Source organism: Streptomyces sp. SID13726, assembly GCF_010548375.1.
Taxonomy (GTDB): Bacteria; Actinomycetota; Actinomycetes; order Streptomycetales; family Streptomycetaceae; genus Streptomyces.
On record NZ_JAAGLY010000609.1, the window covers coordinates 1 to 415 of the forward strand.

Below are 415 nucleotides of genomic sequence, written 5' to 3' on the forward strand. Positions count from 1 at the left end.
TTCATTCAGTAATACTTCGAGTAGTCGTTTCCCCGATCCGGGGCGAACCGCGACCCGGCTTCCCACTCACCGGGAACGGCCCGTTCCACGCCCGGACCGCCCGGCGTACGTTCACCGCACCTCGAAGCCGACGACCCCGAGAAAGGGACACCGATGAGCGACGAAGACGTCCTCGAAGCAGTCCGCGCACTCGCCCCCGCCCTCCGCGAGCGCAGTGCCGAGGCGGAGGCGCAGCGCAAGGTACCCGCGGCGAGCATCAAGGAACTCGCCGCCACCGGCTTCTTCCGGCTGCTCCAGCCCAGGGCGTACGGCGGCCGCGCGGCCGACCCGGGCGTCTTCTACGCCGCCGTCAAGGACATAGCCAAGGCCTGCGGCTCCACCGGCTGGGTCGCCTCCGTCCTCGGCGTCCACCCCT

At 70.1% G+C, this 415-nt stretch carries 1 protein-coding gene; it reads left to right on the plus strand.

From position 1 onward, the window contains the following. Nucleotides 1-153 precede the first annotated feature (153 nt). Nucleotides 154-415 (plus strand): acyl-CoA dehydrogenase family protein (locus tag G3I78_RS49370; protein ID WP_203616581.1); only part of this gene is annotated, 262 nt, incomplete at its 3' end.